Below are 17899 nucleotides of genomic sequence, written 5' to 3'. Positions count from 1 at the left end.
ATTCTTTTCAAAGTAAATCACTGGCAGACTGGCACATCTTTGCGCGGAGGCAAACAGACAGCCGCAGGCCTGACACAAAATGTAAGCCGTTGCATTAAGTTAATGTAACGGCTTACAGTGGTTTCCAGAACCGATTCTGTACCGGGGGTTTTCCATGTTTCTTGCCGCATCCGCCGTGGTTTTTGCGATCTTTGCTGTGAACGTCGCGCTCGGTGCATTCACCGGCAGCGCCTTCATGGGAGACGTCCAGGAAATGCTGGTTCTGTTTGCCGCGTCGATCCTTTTCGTCGTGGCTATTCTCAAAAAAGAGGCCGACCAAAAAAACAAAGATGGCGGCTGAATGTCCAACGGGAGGACGAAGATTGGATAACGAACGCAAAGAACTGGCCTCTGCGGAGCGCCGTAACTTTCTGAAACTCGCAACCACCGGCAGCTTCACCGCAGCTCTGGTCGCGGGTGCGGCGGGCACCCTGTGGTCGACAGAAGCCGCAGCACAGACGGCAAATGAAGAGCGTGAGCGGGAAAAAGCGGCCGAGCACATCATGACTGTTGCCACGGCCTACGTGCTGGGTGCCTCGCGCAGCTACCCCATCATGCAGCTCGATCTCAAAGAAAACATCCAGAACGCAACGAACGGCAAAATCTACGTCAAACTGGCGCCGGGCGGACAACTGGGCGCTGGCGGCTCGCTTGTTCAGAAAGTACAGGGTGGTACGATCCAGGCTGCGCAGCATTCGCTGTCTAACTTCGTGCCCTTTGCCTCGACCGTTGACCTGATCAACATGCCTTATCTGTGTGGCTCCAACCAGCGTTTCACAAACCTGGTGACATCGGATTACTGGAACGCTGAAGTGCACCCGAAGGTTGAGGCTGCCGGCTTCAAAGCGCTCTTCTACGTCAATATCGACCCACGCGTTGTCGCTGTGCGCAAGGGCGGCGCGGGCGCTGTGCTCAGCCCAGGCGATCTCTCGGGCGTCAAGTTCCGCGTGCCGGGCTCAAAGATGCTCCAGCAGTACTACCGTATGGTCGGCGCCAACCCGACGCCGGTTGCCTGGGGCGAGACACCGTCGGCAATCAAACAGGGCGTTGCAGATGCGCTTGATCCTTCCGTCGGCGCTCTCTTTGTCTTCGGCTTCAAGGACATCCTGAGCCACGTGACCTTCACGCAGGCCGTTCCGGACAGTCAGGTCTACTCGTGTAATCTCGAATGGTTCAACAGTCTGCCGGGCGACGTACAGGAAGGCGTGATGTGGGGCTCGGAAATGACCGCGCACCAGAACCTGTCAAAGGTACCGTCCGCCCGCGCCTACGCGATGTCGGAACTGGCGAAATCCGGGGTGGAATTCCACTCTCTGAGCGGCGACCAGCTGGCCGAATGGCAGGATGCAGGTGGTTACCAGCGTTCCGAATGGGATCCGTTTAAAACGGAACTCGCAGGCTCTATGGACGCCTTTGCCAAACTGGAAGAAGCGGCAGGCACGCAGGGCAAATACTACGTGCACGACGCGTAATTCACTCAGCGGGCACCTTCGGGTGCCCGTTTTCCGTCCACCGCCGATCTGACAGCTGGTCCTGTACCGGACGGGTGGACTCCATTCTTTGATACCGGACGCCCTATGGATCTTTTGCGCAGAATTGACCGCGACGCCGAACGCTGGCTGCTCCTTGTTTTTTACGTGATGCTCGTGATCACCATGGCCATTGAGGTGCTGCGGCGCGAGATATTCGCCTATTCCTCGATCTGGGGCGAAGAGATCGTCCGCTATTCGTTTATTTACCTCGCCTGGATCGGCGCCGCCGCCGCCGTCAAAGAACGTGCACATATTCGTATCGATGTGCTGATGCACTATCTGCCGCCACGCGCCAAAGCCGTTCTGTATATCTTTGGTGACCTCGTGATGTTCGCCGTCGCGATCATCGCGCTCTACTGGTCGTTCGAGACTGTGCATGTCTCCGCCAAATTCGGGTCTGTCACAGATGGCCTCAGGGTCTCAAAGGTCTGGTTCCTGATGGCTGTACCGGCCGGTTTTGCCCTGATTGTCTGGCGACTGCTGCAATCCTTCCTGCGTGACATCCGTGCGCTCAGAGACGGAACCCCCGTCTTTGAAGGCGACAAACTGTTTGACTGAGGAGAACCTCAATGCTCTGGAATACCCTCAATCAGACCGTTGAACTCGGATGGGATTTTTACGTACCCGTGATCATGTTCGTGGTGCTGATCGCCCTGGCAGTTCCCGTCTGGGCCGCAATCGGATCAGCCGCAATTGTCATGCTGGTAATGTCCGGCGATCTGCCGCTCAGCCTCGTTGGCGAAAGCCTTTTTGCCGGCATTGATGCCTTTGCACTTACCGCCGTGCCACTGTTTATCCTTACCGGTGACGTGCTGGTCCGCACCGGTTTGTCGCGTAAGTTCCTCGACGTTGCCGAAGCCCTGACATGCTTTGCCAAAGGCGGTTTCGGCTCTGCAACAGTGCTGGTCTGTGGTATGTTCGCCGCAATCTCCGGGTCGGACGCCGCGGGCGCCGCTGCCGTTGGCCGGATGACCATCGACCGTCTTGTGGAAAGCGGGTATCCCCGGCCCTATGCCTGTGCACTGGTTGCTGCGGGGGCCTGTACCGGCATTCTGATCCCGCCTTCTATCGCCTACATCATCATCGGTCTGGTATTGGGGATATCCGCATCAACGCTGTTTCTTGCAGCGCTCATCCCCGGTCTGGCAATTCTCGTCTCGATCCTGGCCACCAACATCGTGATGAACCGGCTTTATGGCTGGGAAGGCGGCGGCAACATGTCCGCGGGCGAATGGTTCGGCAATCTGGGCCGGTCTCTGAAATCCGGGTGGTACGCCTTTATTGTGCCCGGCATCATCTTTTACGGCATCTTCTCAGGCCGCCTGACCCCTACCGAGGCCGGTGCCACCGCTGTGGTGGTCACAATCATCATGGGTTTCATTCTGGGCACGCTCCGGTTCTCGGATTTTCCTGCGATGCTGGTCAGCTCAGCCAAGGTCAACGGGGTCATTCTGCCGATCATCGCCTTTTCAGCGCCGCTCGCCGAAGCGCTTGCAATCATGGGTGTCCCGCAGGGATTTGTCACATCTGTCACCTCACTGACCGACGATCCGGCCATGCTCATCCTTCTGATGATCTGCATCCTGATTGCCGCGGGCTGCGTGATGGAGACGACACCAAACATTGTGATCCTTGCCCCGATCCTGAAGCCGCTGGCCGACAATATCGGCATGAATGAAATTCAGTTCTGCATAATGATGATCACGGCGCTGGGTGTCGGCTTTATTACACCTCCGCTGGGCCTGAACCTCTTTGTGGTCTCCGGCATCACCGGGGAATCGATCCTGAAGATTGCATACCGCGCGGTACCGTTTGTTCTCTTTATGCTGCTGGTGACGCTGCTGATCGCATATGTTCCGGCACTGTCGACAACGCTGTTGCCCGAGATCTATCAGTAGAGGGTTCATTTGATACGCATCAAAGACCCCCACTGGCGCACGGCTATGCTATACCGGTGTGACCGTGGCCATTTCCCGGCCCGGGACTGATATGCGCTGAACGCGCAGGACGGAGGAAAAATGTACAAAACGATCATCGTGCCTATGGCTCTGGACCACGGGGTTTCGCCGCAGTCGCTCGAAATTGCCCGCGCGCTTCTGGCCCCGGGCGGAGCGATTACCGCCCTGCACGTCTATGAAGCACCCGAAGGGTCGGTCAGCGCTTATGTAGACGAAGACACCATCAAGACCGCCTATCAGAAAGCCACGGACCGGCTGAACGAAAAGGTGCAGGACCTCGCAGATGTCACACCGGTCATCACCAAAGGGCACTCGGCGCGCACGATCATCGACTTTGCAAACTCCAGCAAGGCTGAGTGCATCGTCATGGGCTCGCACAAACCCGGTATCCGTGACTACTTTCTGGGTTCGACCGCGTCCCACGTCGTCCGGCACGCACAATGTGCTGTGCATGTTCACCGCGGCACCTGAAACCTGACATATCAAAGCCTGACGGCGCGCAGAGGGTCACCGAACCCGACGCGCCGCCTTCAGAACGCGGGGCAGGGAAAATGCCCCGGAAACACACCGTGAAGGTAGGCCCGGACCTGTTGACGCCCGCTGCGCCGGTCAAACTGGTCCGGCGCCATGAGGATGTTCAGCCACAGACCGTCATACAGGCCCTCCAGTGTCCGCGCGATCACGTCTGCAGGCACCCGGGGATAATCACCCTCAGCAATAATTTCCTCACAAAGACCGACTGACACTGCCAGCCGCTCGTTGTCGATTTCATCCACCAGCGCACGGTATTCTGAACGCCGACCGGCCGCCCCGAAGAACGCATACCACACCGCCAGCTTCCGGCGCTTGCAGATGCGGCGGTCAAAGTGAGCATCTGCCACCGCCAGCAAACGGTCTGCCGCACTCAGTCCCGCACGTCTGTGAGCGCTGCGCCAGTGTGCGTCATGCTCCCGTGCGAGATAGAGCAGCGTTTCGCGAAACAGCTTCTGCTTACTTTCAAAGTGAAAATTCACGAGGCCAACAGACAGCCCTGCGATATCTGTGATCGTGGACATGGTGGTATCACCAATACCGTGTCTGGCGATGGAACGGATCGTTGCATCGATCAGCTGTTCGCGCCTGGCCTCGCGCACCGTCGACTTGCGGAGCGGTCTGACAGACGCCTGCTTTTTACCCAACTGCGACACGACGAGAGGACGCTGTTCCGTTGTTTCCCTGATCCCACTCTGGCGTGCAGATGCCCGTATCACAAGTTTTTCCGCCCCCTTGGTCAAAGATTTTTCTGAATGAGCATTCAAAAAATTTGACAGACCCGGAAAGCACGCTATCGCTCTATACTGTCAGGAAAATTCCGGAGAGCGTACATGTCCGAAAATCTGCCCGCGCAGGCGCAAACGGTGATCATCGGCGGCGGCTCTATTGGCATGAATACGGCCTATCAACTGACCAGGCTGGGACACCGGGATGTGGTGGTTCTGGAGCAGAACCAGCTGACCTCCGGCACGACCTGGCATGCAGCGGGGCTGATTGTGGCGGGCCTGCTGAAAACCGAAGCGGAGTGCGCAATCTACACCTATGGGCGGGATCTTTACGCCACGCTGGAAAAGGAAACGGGGCTGCCGACAGGGTTCCGGGATGTGGGGTATCTGCAGATCGCCAGCAATGATGAGCGTGTGCACGAGATGCGGCGGATCGCACCCTTCATGCGGCGGTTTGGGATCAACTGCCACGAGATCAGCCCAAAGGAAGCGCAGGAGCTCTTCCCGATCGGTGATCTCTCGGATGTCAAAGGCGCGTTCTATATCCCCGAAGATGGCCGCGCCAATCCGGTGGACGTCACTATGTCTCTGGCCCGCGGCGCGAAAATGGGGGGAGCACGCGTTTTTGAAGGCATGCACGTCAGCGACCTGCTGGCGGCGGATGGCACGGTCACAGGCGTCCGCACCCGCGACGGCCAGACGATTGCCGCAGAGAACGTGGTCATCTGCGGCGGGATGTGGTCGCGCCAGCTGGGTGCCCGGGCCGGGATCAATCTGCCACTGCAGGCGGCTGAGCACTATTATCTGATCACCGACAATATTCCAGGCCTGCCCCGTGACCTGCCGGTGCTGGAAGATCCCTCAACCTACACCTACTACAGGGAAGAGGTGGGCGGCATGATGCTGGGCCTCTTCGAACCGGGTGCCACAGCCTGGAAACTGGACGGCATCCCCGACGATTTCAGTTTCGGAGAGATCGAACCGGACTGGCACCGGGTCGGACCGGATCTTGAAAAGGCCTATTCACGTGTTCCGGACACTCTGAATTATGGGGTCAGAAAACTGTTCTGCGGACCGGAGAGCTTCACACCGGATCTGGCGCCGCTGGTCGGACCAACACCGGAGCTGCGCAACTGCTGGGTCGCATGTGGCATGAACTCCCTGGGCATCCTGAACGGAGCAGGTACCGGAATGGTGCTGGCGCACTGGATCGTGGATGGCATTCCGCCGATTGACGTGACCGGGATAAATGTAAACAGGTTTTCCCGCTCGGAGGGCACCCGGGCCTTCCGGCGCGACCGGACGCCGGAACAGCTGGGCCGGCTGTTCGGTCAGCACTGGCATAACGAAGCCCCCAACACCGCGCGGGATGTAAAACGGTCTGTGCTTTATGACCGCCTCAGGGATGCGGGCGCGTATTTCACCGAGAGCAGCGGCTGGGAACAGCCGGACTGGTTTGCCCCGTCACCAGCAGAGGCGCGTATCGAAAAGCACAGCTGGTTCCGTCAGAACTGGTTCAGCTGGCATGCCGCTGAACACAGGGCCGCCCGCGAAGATGTTATACTGATGGACATGTCCAGCATGGCCTGCTTCCTGGTCCAGGGACGTAATGCCTGCGCGCTGCTGAACCGCCTGAGCTGTAACGAGATTGATGTGCAAAACGGGCGTGTTGTCTACACCGCCTGGACCAATGAACGCGGCGGTTTCGAAGCGGATCTGACAGTCACCCGGCTGGAGCAGGACAAATTCATGGTGGTGGTCGGCGAAAATGCGCACGGACATACCGAAATGCGCCTGCGCCGCCACATTGGCCGCGACGAGTTCGTCACCGTTACCGATGTCACCGCAGGCCGCACACAGATCAATGTGCACGGCCCGAAAGCACGCGAGTTGCTGTCGCGCGTCACTGAGGCGGACCTGTCAAACGAGGCATTTCCCTTCATGTCTGCCCGCGAAATCGATGTGGGATATGCGATCGTTCTGGCCTACCGGGTGACTTTTGTAGGCGAACTTGGCTGGGAGCTGCATGTGCCTGCCACACAGGCCGTTCAGACGTATGATCTGCTGATGAAAGCCGGGCAGGATCTGGGCGTGCGGAATGCCGGTATGCAGACGCTGAATTCGCTGCGGCTCGAAAAAGCCTACCGTGACTTTGGAATTGATCTCGACAATACCGACAATCCGATTGAGGCAGGTCTTGGGTTCGCTGTCAGGCTCGACAAACCCTCCGGGTTTATCGGGCGTGACGCTCTTGCAGAGATCAAAGCCGCTGGCACGCCGCGGACACGTATGCTTCAGTTTCTGCTGAAGGAGCCCGCCCCCCTGCTCTACGGAAACGAGCTGATTTACCTCGATGGTAAAGAAGTCGGGTACATACAGGTGGGCGGCTATGGCCATACGCTGGGCGGTGCTACAGGCATAGGCTTTGCCGAGCACGATGCGCCGCTGACGCCTGACGTCGTTGAGGAAGGCGTCTGGGAAATCGGCATTGCCGGGGAAAAAGTCCCGGCAACAGCATCACTCAAACCGCTCTACGACCCGACGCTGGCAAAGATGAAAGCCTGATCAGATCACCCGGACCCGTCGGCAAGGTAGCGGCGCAGAGCCGCTTCCGTACCCTCGGTCCAGATAAGCCGCAGCCAGTGGGAAAAACGCGCTACGAATTCCTGGTCATCCGCGAGCGCACCGTAGTACTGGCGCTGATCCAGCCAGACCTGAGGCGCCTCGCGTGCGGCCAGAGCAGCCTCGTTCAGTTCGTCCCAGAACGGGTCATTCGGTTCGATGGCGCTGCCGTCATCACGCGTCCCGGCACACATCCGCGCCCACAGGGCCTCGACAAGGCTCAGCCCGGCAAGTGAGCCCCCTGCGGAGACAGCGTCGCGCAGAACCGGCAGAACAAACCCCGGATGCCGGGACGATCCGTCAAAGGCCACACGGCGCGTCGTATCCCGGATTTCAGGGTTGGCAAAACGCGTCTCGATCAGCTCAGCGTAGGTTTGCGGGTCCATGTCCGGGACCCTCGACACATAGGGCGTGATTTCTTCACGCTGCACCTTGCGGAACATGCCCACGATCAGTGGATGCGCCATGCAGTCCGCAATCGTTTCGCATGACAGAAGCTCGCCAGCATTGGCAATAACCTGATGTCCACCGTTGAGAATCCGGATTTTCATCGCTTCGTAGTCATGCACGCGGTCCGAAAAAACGGCCCCCGCCTTGTCCCAGTCCGGTCGCCCGGCACAGAAATCATCCTCGATCACCCATTGCCGGAAGTTTTCGTGTGTCACCGGCGCGGCGTCGGCGATCCCGATACCGGCTGCCAGTGCAATTTCGGACGGACCAGTGGCCGGTACAATGCAGTCGACCATGGAATTCGGGAATGAAACATGATCGGAAATCCACAGCGCCAGTTCCGGATCAGACATACGCGCAAGCGACACCAGCGTCTGACGCAGGACGGCACCGTTACCCTGCAGATTGTCGCAGCTCTGTGCCGTGAACGGACCTGTTCCGGCATCCCGCCGGACCCGCAAAGCAGCAATCATCGCGCCGAAAGCTGTGCGTGGGTGATCCGGGTGCGCCGCGTCATGGCGCATGTCCTCGTGCCCGGCGTCGAAGCCACCCGTTGCCGGGTCGGTATAATACCCCCCTTCGGTCACAGTCAGTGCGACGATCCGGATACCAGGATCGGACATCGCGGCGATCAGGGGACCGTGGCCCTCCTCGACTGGCAGGTAATCGATCATCGAGCCGCTCACTTCTGCCGAAGTGCCGGCAGGATCCAGCTCGATCAGCGTGGTCAGGCAATCCTGCGCCAGAAGCTTTTCGCGCATCATTCTGTCATAAGGCCGGACCCCTGCCCCCAGGATCGCCCAGTCTGATGCCAGCCCTGCCTGCATCAGCCGGTGCAGATACCAGGCCTGATGCGCGCGGTGAAAATTGCCCAGGCCAATGTGAACGATACCCGGTGTCAGTTTGCTCCTGTCGTATTGTGGCCGCAGGATATCTGCAGGCAACTGACCCAGGGTCGCATTGCTCAGTTTCACAGAAGTTGCGGTTTTTTCTGCCGGGTCCGCCATCAGCTCATCCATTGTCCGCCATCTACGTTGTAACATTGTGCCACGATGTATTCCGCTTCATCGCTCGCCAGGAAAACAGCCATACCGGTCAGATCCTCGGGCTGCCCCATCCGCCCGAAAGGAACACCCGCCGCTACTTCTTTTTTTTTCTGCCCGGGTTTCTTGTTTTCATATTTCGCAAAAAATGCGTCCACACCATCCCAGTGCTCACCATCGACCACGCCTGGCGCTATTGCGTTCACATTGATGCCATGTCCGATCAGGTTCAGCCCTGCCGACTGCGTCAGGCTGATGACCGCTGCCTTTGTCGCGCAATAAACCGCGACCAGCGGTTCGCCACGACGCCCTGCCTGGCTGGCCATATTGATGATTTTGCCCTTCACCCCCCGGTCAATCATGTGTTTCGCAACCGCCTGAAGGGTGAAAAGGCTGCCTGCTACGTTAATGTCGAAGACCCGCTGATAGTCTTCGCGGGTGATCTCCGTCACCGGTGCGGCGGTAAAGAGCGCCGCGTTGTTAATCAGAATATCAATCTGACCAAACGCCTGTACTGTTGTCGCGACTGCGGCATCAATACTGCGCTGGTCGGTGACATCCATTTTCACGGCAACTGCGGACGCGCCGATTTCTGCAGCAGCCTGCTCCGCGCGTTCGATATTGATGTCAGCGATGGCCACGCGGGCGCCCTCGCGGACGTAGGCTTCAGCAAAGCTGCGCCCGATGCCGCGGGCGGCACCGGTGATCAGCGCAGACTTTCCCTCCAGCCGCATCATTCCAGCCGCAGCCCGTCAGCGCCAAAGCGATGCAGGACGTCTTCGCGGGGTGTGAGATAAACAGTGTCCCCGTGGCGGAAGCTGACTTCCCCGTCCGCCCGGACGGTCAGCGTCTCCGCAAGGCCGGTGTCGTGCACATGAAGGAAAGTATCTGAGCCCAGATGTTCGGACACACCCACCCGTCCTTTCCAGGCCCCGTCTTCCGCCGAAATGCCAATATGCTCCGGGCGGATACCGATGGTGTGCGCATCATATTTCGCGGCTTCCGATCCTTCGATAAAGTTCATTTTCGGGGAACCGATAAAGCCGGCCACAAACAGGTTACGGGGCGACCGGTAGAGCTCCAGCGGGCTGCCCACCTGTTCAATGTGCCCCGCACGCAGCACCACGATCTTGTCAGCCATGGTCATGGCTTCGACCTGGTCGTGCGTCACGTAGATCATCGTCGTTTTCAGGCGCTCGTGCAGTTCGCTGATCTCAAGCCGCATGCCCACACGCAGCGCCGCATCGAGGTTTGACAGCGGTTCATCGAACAGGAATGCCGCAGGTTCACGCACAATGGCACGGCCAATAGCGACCCGCTGCCGCTGACCACCGGAAAGCTGTCCCGGACGCCGGTCGATGTAGTCCGCAAGATTCAGAACAGAGGCTGCGTTGTCCACGCGGCGGTCAATCTCCGCCTGATCCATTTTCGCCATGCGCAGCGGGAAAGCGATATTCTTGCGCACCGACATATGCGGGTAAAGCGCATAAGACTGAAAGACCATGGCAAGACCGCGTTTTGCGGGCGGTACATGCGTTGCGTCCGAACCGTCGATATCGATGTGGCCCGTGGTGACATCCTCTAGGCCCGCAATCAGACGGAGCAGCGTGGATTTCCCGCAGCCCGACGGACCGACGAAAACAGTGAACTCGCCGTCCTCGATGGTCAGATCCAGAGGTGGAATGACCTGTGTGTCGCCAAAGCTCTTTGTGACTTGATTGAGTGTAATGCGTCCCATGATTTTTCCTTACTTCACAGCGCCAAAGGTCAGGCCGCGTACAAGTTGTTTCTGGCTGAACCAGCCAAGGATAAGAATTGGTGCAATTGCCATCGTGGAGGCCGCCGAAAGCTTGGCGTAAAACAGACCCTCAGGGCTGGAGTAGCTTGCGATAAAGGCCGTCAGCGGTGCAGCTTTCGCAGCCGTAAGGTTCAGCGTCCAGAAGGCTTCGTTCCAGGCCAGGATGAAATTCAGCAGAAGTGTTGATGCGATGCCCGGAATGGCCATTGGCGTCAGCACATAGAGAATTTCGTCCCGCAGTGAAGCACCGTCCATACGGGCCGCCTCAAGGATCTCACCGGGGATTTCCCGGAAATAGGTGTATAGCATCCAGACAATGATCGGCAGGTTGATCAGCATCAGCACCACCGTCAGACCCAGGCGGGTATCCAGCAGACCGAATTTGATGAACAGCAGATAGATCGGGTAGAGAACACCAACCGCCGGCAGCATTTTGGTAGACAGCATCCACAGCAGAATGTCTTTGGTCCGCTTTGATGGAACGAAAGCCATCGACCAGGCTGCGGGAACCGCGACAATCAGACCAAGAATGGTGGAGCCACCAGCAATAAACACCGAGTTCCAGAGAAAGCGCATATAGTCTGAGCGCTCCTGAACCACCGCATAGTTTTCGAGGGTCCAGTCAAAGAACAGAAAGATGGGCGGGTCATTGATTGCCTGAGCTTCGGTTTTGAAGCTGGTCAGAATGGTCCAGAGGATCGGGAAAAAGATCAGCAGACCGATCGCCCAGGCCACAGCCGTGTTCAGGGCTTTGCGATTTGTTGTTACAGAACGTGCCATATCCGTTCCCCCTATGCGTCCAGGTTCTTGCCGACGATGCGCATCAGGAAGATGGCAACGATGTTGGCAAGGATGATTGCGTAGACACCTCCGGCAGACCCCAGGCCAACGTTCTGGCTCTCCAGCACCCGCTGGAAGATCAGATAGGTCAGGGTCTTGGTGCCGAATGCGCCACCGGTGGTGACAAAGATCTCTGCAAAGATCGACAGCAGGAAAATCGTCTGGATCAGGATCACAATTGTGATTGCGCGCGAAAGATGCGGCAGCGTGATGAACCAGAAACGTTTGTAATTCGGTGCGCCGTCCATTTCTGCGGCCTCAAGCTGCTCGCGGTCGAGCGATTGTACGGCCGTCAGCAGGATCAGCGTGGCAAAGGGCAGCCACTGCCAGCTCACGATCATAATGATCGACTGCAGTGAAGCCTGGCTGAGCCATTCGACCGGTGTCGCGCCAAAGAATTTCCACAGATGCGCGAAAAGGCCGTTCACCGGGTCCATGAAGATGTTCTTCCAGACCAGTGCCGAAACGGTCGGCATCACAAAAAACGGTGCGATCACCAGAATGCGGACAATGCCCTGGCCCCACATTGGCTGATCCAGCAGGAGGGCCAGCGCGACACCCAGAACTATGGTGATCAGCAACACACCGCCCACGATAACAAGGGTCGTCTGTACGCTCGGCCAGAAAGAGCTGGAACTGATGAACCGGACATAGTTGTCAAAACCAACCCAGCCCAGGTCGCCACCGCGCAGTGGCAGGTATTTCTTGAATGAAAACAGCAGCGTCATCGTCAGCGGTACAAGCATCCAGCCAAGCAGCAGGATCACGGCAGGTGCCAGCATAATACGGGCGGCAGTGCGTGAGTGTTGGGTCGCCATCGGATACACCTCCTCTGTTGGCAGCATGCGGCTGCCCTGTAACGGAATGGTCGTATGATCGGGAAAAAGGGGCCGGAGGGCAAACGTGCCGCCCTCCGGTAGTGTCAGACTGCGGCTTAGCGGTAGCCGGCAGCTTCCATTGCGTCGTTGGTCAGAGCCTGCGCCTTGGCAAGGGCTTCCTCGACCGACTGCTGACCTGCATAGGCCGCAGAGAACTCCTGGCTGACTTCTGTCGCGATACCCGCAAACTCAGGGATCGCTACGAACTGGATGCCAACATAAGGTACCGGGTCAACCGTGGGGTTGGTCGGGTCAGCTGCCAGGATCGATTCCAGTGTCTTCTTCGCGAAGGGGATGTCCTTGTAGTTCGGGTTTTCGTACAGCGATGTACGTGCGCCCGGAGGAACATTCGCCCAGCCTTCGTTCTCAGCTACGAGCTCGATATAGCCTGTGGATGTGGCCCATTCGATGAATTCCTTGGCCGCAGCTTCTTTCTGCGTACCGGCAGGAATTGCCAGCGCCCATGCCCAGAGCCAGTTGGATTTTCTGGCGACACCTTCGCTGTTCGGCGCCAGCGCAAAGCTGACTTTGTCCGCCACAGTCGAGTCGTTGGGGTTTGTCACGAAGGACGCAGCAACCGTCGCGTCGATCCACATACCGCATTTACCCTGCTGGAACAGCGACAGGTTTTCGTTGAACCCGTTTGTCGCGTATCCCGGAGGGCCGGATTCTTCCATCATGCCAACGTAGAAGTTCAGAGCGTTCGCCCATTCCGGCTGATCGAACTGAGCGTTCCAGTCTTCGTCGAACCAGCGCGCACCGAACGAGTTTGCTGTCACGGTGATGAACGCGCCACCCTCGCCCCAGCCGGCTTTGCCACGCAGGCAGATGCCGTTGATCTCGTTGTCACGGTCGGTCATGGCCGCCGCTGCTTCGCGGATGAACTGCCATGTCGGAGCTTCAGGCATCTCGAGGCCGGCTTTTTCCATCAGATCTGTGCGGTACATGATCATTGAGCTTTCGCCATAAAACGGCGCCGCATAAAGCGTGCCTTCGTGGCTCAGGCCTGCGCGCATCGCCGGCAGAAGATCGTCGACGTCATATTCAGCAGACAGATCATCGAGCGGCACGAGCCAGCCGTTTGCGCCCCAGATCGGCGTCTCATACATGCCGATTGTCATAATGTCGAAAGCACCACCCTTGGTGGAGATGTCGGTTGTGACACGCTGACGAAGAACGTTCTCTTCGAGGGTAACCCATTCAACCTCATGGCCTGTTTTGGCTGTGAAGTCGTCGGTCAGGCCCTGCATACGGATCATGTCACCGTTGTTGACCGTCGCGATTGTCAGTGTTTCTGCCTGTGCGGCGCCAGCTGCTATGAGCGCAATGGCACTTGCCGCACGAAGTGCGTGAGAAAAGTACATCCGATCCTCCCTGTTTTGGATGCTGTGGCGTCACACTAATTCGTGAACAAGCCTTGCGTCAAATTAAAAGTTTACGCGAGTAAATTTATTTTGAAATTACTATATTTAACAATATGTTACGCAGATGTTCTTTTGACGAGACGACCCTCAAAAAGCAATTCCCGCCGTGGTGGAACCTCAGAATCGCCTGAGTTCAGGAGCGTCAGCAGGCTTTCAACCGCAGAGCTGGAGATCGCGGAGTAATTCTGTGCTACCGTCGTCAGCGGCGGGCATGTGAACCGCGCAAACGGGTGATCATCCATCCCGGCAACCCGTAACGCATTCTGCGGACCGCCACCGACCCGGTAGCCTTTTTCAAAACACGCGGCCAGAAATCCAATCGCAAGACGGTCATTGCTGCACAGGATCGTATTTGTTTCAAACCGGCGTTTTTCCAGGGCTGCCAGTCCCTGTCTGTATCCGATTTCCTCAAAGGCCCATCCTTCGCCTTCGACACTGATGACATGCGGCTGGTACCCGAGATGCTCCATCGTCTGAAGATAGCTTTGCCGACGTTTGTTTGCGTTCGGGTTGGCCGGGGTCTGCATCTCAAAGAAGCAGGGCGGCTCGCCGGACCGGCACAGGTACTCCACAATATCCCGCGCGTATTGCAGGTTGTCCGCACCCACGAATCCATGACCTAATCCACTGATATTACTGTCAAACAATACGGTCGGCACTTCTTCGCAGAACGCAGCAAGGGAAGATTTGTCAGACTGCCGGCCAAGCGGCGCGATCAATACACCGGCCGGCCGGAAGGAACGCAGGTTGTCGAGGTTCTCAACCTCCTGCTCGGGCCGGCCCTGCGAGTTCAGAAGTATTGGCCGGTACCCCGTTGCGATGATCAGGTTTTCAATGTTCCGTGCGATTTCTGCAAAGAATGGGTCGACCAGAAAGGGTACAACCAGTCCGATGCTCTTTGTCAGTTTTCTGTTCTGGTTGATTGCGTAGATGTTGGGCCGGTAGTTGTGTTGCTCCAACGCCTGCTCGATACGGACGCGCGTCGATTTGCGCACACTTCCGGGATCATTGAAGTACTTGGATACAGTTGGCCGCGAAATGCCACTGATGGCAGCGAACTCCTCCATGGTCCGTATTTTTGGCTCATTCATAAAGGGTCTGCTCCTCCGCGGCACCTGATCCGTTATCCGCGGTTCAGGCTCTTCACGTCAATATCGTAGCCCTAAAACTTTACACGCGGGAAGAATTTTATCGCTGCGTGTGCCCAACCATGTCACAAAGAATGCCCCTGCCCTGCGACAACGCTGCCATATTGCTCAGCGCGGAACATGAACATATAGTGAACAAATGGCACGGCAGACACTTTCACAAAAACTGGCCATCCTGTCGGATGCAGCTAAGTATGACGCCTCCTGCGCGTCCTCCGGCTCGACCAAACGCGATTCACGCGCGGGCAAAAGTCTGGGCTCGAACGAAGGCAGCGGGATCTGTCACGCCTATGCGCCGGACGGTCGTTGTATCAGCCTGCTGAAAATTCTGATGACCAATTTCTGCATCTATGACTGCAGTTACTGCATTAACCGGTCATCCTCAAACGTTGAACGCGCACGTTTTTCTGTCGACGAAGTCGTGAACCTGACCATCGAGTTCTATCGCCGCAACTATATTGAGGGACTTTTCCTGTCGTCCGGCATCATACGCTCCCCGGACGCGACTATGACCGACATGGTCCGCATCGCCCGCAAGCTGAGACACAAAGAGAACTTCCGTGGGTACATCCATCTGAAAACGATCCCGGATGCAGCTCCCGAACTGATAGAAGAAGCAGGCCTGCTCGCAGACAGGCTTTCCATTAATGTGGAACTGCCCTCGGATTCCTCCGTACGCCAGTACGCCCCGGAAAAAAGCCCCGAGCAGATCCGGCGGGCTATGGCGGATGTCAGGCTGCGCAAAGAGATCGCCGGCGACCGGTCACACACGGGCAAGCGTCCTGCCCGGTTTGCACCCGCGGGACAGTCGACCCAGATGATCATCGGAGCCGATGATGCAACAGACACAACCGTGTTGAGGCAATCCACACGTCTGTATTCAGGATACCGCCTCAAACGCGTTTATTATTCAGCTTTCTCGCCGATCCCGGATGCCTCTGCGCGCCTGCCTTTGATCAGCCCGCCGTTGCAGCGTGAACACAGGCTGTACCAGGCGGACTGGCTTCTGAGATTTTACGGCTTTGATCTGCAGGACATCACGGGCCACCGGCCGGATGGAAACCTTGATCTCGATATTGATCCGAAACTTGCCTGGGCGCTTGCGCACCGCGCCTTGTTTCCGGTGGATGTCAACCGGGCCTCAAAGGAACTTCTGCTGCGCGTACCCGGGTTCGGGACAAAGACCGTCGCTCGTATTCTTTCCACGCGCAGACACAGAAACATCCGGTATGACGACCTTTTGCGCATGGGCGCGCAGATGAAAAAAGCGCGGGCCTTTGTCGAAGCAACGGCCTGGACGCCCGGCCAACTGACAGACAGCGCGGATCTGCGCGCCCGTTTCGCACCGCCCCCGGAACAGCTGAGCCTGTTCTGATGATCCGTGCCGTCATGCCCCGTATCGGAACGGCTCTGGCCTGGCGCGAGACGGCCCGGGGGTTTCTTGCATCGGCGACGCCGCCCGAGGCCATAAGCTGGGATGACACGACCGTTCAGGGGGGGCTGTTCGACGAGCACCAGACGCGGCCGCCGGACCGGACCATAACCGTACCGCGCGCGTTTCTGTCGATGGCAAACACGGTGGTATGGCACAGCGATCCTGCCCGTTTTGCCCGGCTTTATGCTTTTTTGTGGCGGCTGCGGGACGCGCCCCATCTGATGACCGACAGAGGCGACCGCGACCTCGCGGTGCTCAGGGCGATGGAAAAGAACGTGCATCGCTGCCAGCACAAGATGAAGGCTTTTGTCCGGTTCCGCGAAACCGGTGACCGCGACGACGCGCGGCGGTCTTTTGCGGCGTGGTTCGAGCCCACCCATCACACCGTGGAACCAACCGCTCAGTTCTTTGTCAGGCGGTTTGCCGATATGAACTGGCAGATCCTGACGCCGGGCATATCCGCCTTCTTCGACGACGGCCAGCTGCGCTTTGAGCAGGACGTGCCACGACCAGATCTGCCTGCAGACGCCGGCGAAGAGCTCTGGATCACATACTTCAGGAACATCTTTAACCCTGCCCGCCTCAAGGTGCAGGCCATGCAGTCGGAAATGCCCAAAAAGTACTGGAAGAACATGCCGGAGGCCGCTGCAATCCCAGACCTGATTGCACAGGCACCGGAAAGGGCCCGCGAAATGGCGCGGGCCGCCCCAACGCTGCCCCCGGCCAGACTGGCGGCCATCAGGGCACAGCAGGCCGCCAACGTGTCTGAGTGGGACGGCACACACGAAGAGTTACCTGCCGCCATCAGAGCCTGCACCCGTTGCGCTTTGCACCGGTCGGCCACCCAGGCGGTCCCCGGCACCGGACCAAAGGATGCGGCACTTATGATCGTCGGCGAACAGCCCGGAGATCAGGAGGACCTGACCGGACGGCCCCTTGCCGGCCCGGCCGGACAGCTTTTTGACAGGGTGGCCGCCGAAGCCGGCCTGGTCCGTACCGATGCCTTTGTCACCAACGCGGTCAAACATTTTAAATTTGTCCCGCGCGGGCGACAGCGCATCCACCAGCGCCCGAACGCTTCAGAAACAGAGCACTGCCGGTGGTGGCTTATGGCAGAAGTGGCGCAGGTCCAGCCCAGGCTGATTCTGGCTCTTGGTGCGACGGCGGCGCTATCGCTGACGGGCGATGGCGCGGACATCCTGACCCGGCGCGGCAGAACGGAAACCGGCCCGCGGGGCCTGCCGGTGCTGATCACCGTGCATCCGTCCTGGATTCTGCGTCTGCGGGATGCCGCCCGGCGGTCGGAAGCGCTGAATTTCTTTCGGAAGGATCTGGAACTGGCTGTGCGCCTCTCGCAGATGTCCGGATGCGATTCTACGAGCACTGCAGACTGACAGGTGAAATTGTCGGCGCTGAAAGCATGCTGACCGGATCCATGAGCACAGTTCCGGCCCCGCCGACTGCGCGGCGGAA

Annotated in this window: 16 protein-coding genes; 8 read left to right on the top strand and 8 right to left on the bottom strand. The window is 58.4% G+C overall.

From position 1 onward, the window contains the following. Nucleotides 1–154: 154 nt before the first annotated feature. From AB4K19_RS03165 to AB4K19_RS03145, 5 genes are all read left to right on the top strand, one after another. Nucleotides 155–340, top strand: a complete 186-nt coding sequence (locus AB4K19_RS03165; protein WP_375230496.1) for a hypothetical protein — start codon at nt 155–157, stop codon at nt 338–340. A 22-nt stretch (nt 341–362) separates the two neighbouring features. Next, on the top strand, nt 363–1511 hold the full coding sequence (locus AB4K19_RS03160; RefSeq protein WP_375230495.1) for a TRAP transporter substrate-binding protein: 1149 nt from the start codon (nt 363–365) through the stop codon (nt 1509–1511). Between the two features lie 105 nt (nt 1512–1616). Further along, complete coding sequence (locus AB4K19_RS03155; protein ID WP_375230494.1) at nt 1617–2129, top strand: TRAP transporter small permease; 513 nt, start codon at nt 1617–1619, stop codon at nt 2127–2129. 11 nt (nt 2130–2140) lie between these two features. Then, nucleotides 2141–3469 carry a TRAP transporter large permease gene (locus AB4K19_RS03150; protein WP_436399018.1) on the top strand — a complete coding sequence of 443 codons (1329 nt, stop codon included), beginning with the start codon at nt 2141–2143 and terminating at the stop codon, nt 3467–3469. A gap of 120 nt (nt 3470–3589) precedes the next feature. Further along, nucleotides 3590–4000: a universal stress protein gene (locus tag AB4K19_RS03145; protein WP_375230492.1), complete on the top strand. Its 411-nt coding sequence runs from the start codon at nt 3590–3592 to the stop codon at nt 3998–4000. 59 nt (nt 4001–4059) lie between these two features. On the opposite strand, the gene AB4K19_RS03140 is transcribed toward AB4K19_RS03145, so the two are convergent. Beyond that, nucleotides 4060–4779, bottom strand: coding sequence for a TetR family transcriptional regulator C-terminal domain-containing protein (locus tag AB4K19_RS03140; RefSeq protein WP_375230491.1), 720 nt, complete (start codon nt 4777–4779; stop codon nt 4060–4062). A 114-nt stretch (nt 4780–4893) separates the two neighbouring features. On the opposite strand from AB4K19_RS03140, the gene AB4K19_RS03135 reads away from it, so the two are divergent. Then, on the top strand, nt 4894–7353 hold the full coding sequence (locus AB4K19_RS03135; RefSeq protein ID WP_436399016.1) for a GcvT family protein: 2460 nt from the start codon (nt 4894–4896) through the stop codon (nt 7351–7353). 5 nt (nt 7354–7358) lie between these two features. Here AB4K19_RS03135 and AB4K19_RS03130 read toward each other — a convergent pair whose 3' ends face one another. The 7 genes from AB4K19_RS03130 to AB4K19_RS03100 form a co-directional block, all read right to left on the bottom strand. Next, entirely contained in the window at nt 7359–8867 is a 1509-nt protein-coding gene (locus AB4K19_RS03130; RefSeq protein WP_375230489.1) for a mannitol dehydrogenase family protein, read from the bottom strand. Next, complete coding sequence (locus AB4K19_RS03125) at nt 8867–9640, bottom strand: L-iditol 2-dehydrogenase (protein WP_436399013.1); 774 nt, start codon at nt 9638–9640, stop codon at nt 8867–8869. Before AB4K19_RS03125 ends, AB4K19_RS03130 begins: the two co-directional genes overlap by 1 nt. Then, nucleotides 9637–10641, bottom strand: coding sequence for an ABC transporter ATP-binding protein (locus AB4K19_RS03120; protein ID WP_375230487.1), 1005 nt, complete (start codon nt 10639–10641; stop codon nt 9637–9639). The genes AB4K19_RS03125 and AB4K19_RS03120 overlap by 4 nt, the downstream gene beginning before the upstream one ends. Nucleotides 10642–10650: 9 nt before the next feature. Then, a complete protein-coding gene (locus tag AB4K19_RS03115) occupies nt 10651–11481 on the bottom strand; it encodes a carbohydrate ABC transporter permease (RefSeq protein ID WP_375230486.1) in 831 nt (276 codons plus the stop codon). An 11-nt stretch (nt 11482–11492) separates the two neighbouring features. Continuing rightward, nucleotides 11493–12359, bottom strand: coding sequence for a carbohydrate ABC transporter permease (locus tag AB4K19_RS03110; RefSeq protein ID WP_375230485.1), 867 nt, complete (start codon nt 12357–12359; stop codon nt 11493–11495). A 116-nt stretch (nt 12360–12475) separates the two neighbouring features. Further along, nucleotides 12476–13783, bottom strand: a complete 1308-nt coding sequence (locus AB4K19_RS03105) for an ABC transporter substrate-binding protein (RefSeq protein ID WP_375230484.1) — start codon at nt 13781–13783, stop codon at nt 12476–12478. A gap of 116 nt (nt 13784–13899) precedes the next feature. Further along, entirely contained in the window at nt 13900–14934 is a 1035-nt protein-coding gene (locus AB4K19_RS03100) for a LacI family DNA-binding transcriptional regulator (RefSeq protein WP_375230483.1), read from the bottom strand. 196 nt (nt 14935–15130) lie between these two features. On the opposite strand from AB4K19_RS03100, the gene AB4K19_RS03095 reads away from it, so the two are divergent. Beyond that, nucleotides 15131–16366 carry a putative DNA modification/repair radical SAM protein gene (locus AB4K19_RS03095; protein WP_436399009.1) on the top strand — a complete coding sequence of 412 codons (1236 nt, stop codon included), beginning with the start codon at nt 15131–15133 and terminating at the stop codon, nt 16364–16366. Beyond that, nucleotides 16366–17820 (top strand): UdgX family uracil-DNA binding protein, encoded by a 1455-nt coding sequence (locus tag AB4K19_RS03090; protein WP_436399008.1) that lies wholly within the window; start codon nt 16366–16368, stop codon nt 17818–17820. Before AB4K19_RS03095 ends, AB4K19_RS03090 begins: the two co-directional genes overlap by 1 nt. The last annotated feature ends 79 nt before the right edge of the window (nt 17821–17899 follow it).

This window comes from Roseobacter phycocola (assembly GCF_042055075.2).
Taxonomy (GTDB): Bacteria; Pseudomonadota; Alphaproteobacteria; order Rhodobacterales; family Rhodobacteraceae; genus Roseobacter.
Note: the sequence above shows the minus strand (reverse complement) of the source record. Positions and strands in the feature narration are given on the sequence as shown.